The 1,217-nt window shown below is 67.1% G+C and carries 1 protein-coding gene; it reads left to right on the forward strand.

All coding sequences use genetic code 11. The features are described from left to right. Positions 1–294: 294 nt before the first annotated feature. On the forward strand, positions 295–1,217 hold a 923-nt coding region (locus ACFVJ3_RS49520; protein WP_378459053.1), incomplete at its 3' end, for a LysR substrate-binding domain-containing protein.

Genomic DNA, 1,217 nt, shown 5'->3' on the forward strand with positions numbered 1-1,217 from the left:
GCGCACGGTCGCCACATCGACCCGACGCCGCGTCGCCGTGTGCTCACGGTAGTCATTCTCTCGGTGCTCGGGGGTGCGCCCGAACCCGCATTCCGTCGTCGTGGTCACCTCGAGTTACCCCAATCGTCCTCAGAAAATCATCGTCTCCACGACCACTCAGCCGATGACGCCAGCGTGCGCGCGCCGGTGACCGGGCGTCCAGTTAAGAACCGTGAAGGATTGCGTTCACGCTTTCTACACAGCGCCACGCGTGGTCCGGTTGGACGGCCCGGAATGGATGCATAGGCTGGCGGCATGGAGCTGTCATTACGCCGGTTGCGGATGCTTCGGGAGTTGCACCGCCGAGGCACCGTGACAGCCGCGGCGCTGGCCCTGCACTACACCACATCCGCGGTATCCCAACAGCTCACCCAGCTCGAACGCGACGTCGGCGCAAAGCTATTCGAGCGGCGCGGTCGGCGGGTACAGCTCACCGAGATCGGCCTGCTCCTCGCCGAGCACGCTGAGGAGATCATGCGATCGGTGGACCGCGCGACCACTGCCCTCGAGCAAACGCAGGACGGGGTCACCGCCCGATTGACCGTCGGCGTGTGGGCGTCCGTCGCGTCGAGCCTGGTGCCGAGTGCGCTGACCTTGCTGGCCGCCGAACATCCCGGCATCGAGGTGCGCACGAGGGAACTCGCGCCGGAGGACACCGCAGTCGCGGTACGGGACGGGTCGCTGGACTTCTCGTTCGTGATCGACTATTCCGACTACCCGATGCAGTGGGACCCGGAATTGACCAGGGTGGTGATCGCGGTGGAGCGACTGCACGCAGCGCTGCCCCCGGGAACGGTGTCCGCCAGAACCATGGCGCTGGCCGATCTCGCCGAGCATCCCTGGATCCTTGCAGGACCCACGTCGCATTTCGGCCGCGCCGTGCGCTTGGCCTGTCAGCGTTGCGGATTCGAACCCAGAATCAACCACGAGGTCGGCGAGCAGGCGACGGCACTCGCGATGGTTGCCGCGGGCCTGGGCGTCACCCTGGTCTCCGATCTCGGACTGACCCTGCGCCCACCGGGAATGGACGTCGTCGCGCTGACCGAACCGCTCATGCGGACGATCTCCATCGCCCATCGAGGCACAGCAGCACACCGACCACCGCTGCAACTGGTGATCGACGCCGTGCGCGCCGCGGCGGCCGCACAGGGGCTCGCCGCACGATCACCGTACCCGTA

The sequence above is a fragment of the Rhodococcus sp. NPDC127593 genome (genome assembly GCF_042671975.1).
Lineage (GTDB): Bacteria > Actinomycetota > Actinomycetes > Mycobacteriales > Mycobacteriaceae > Rhodococcus_F.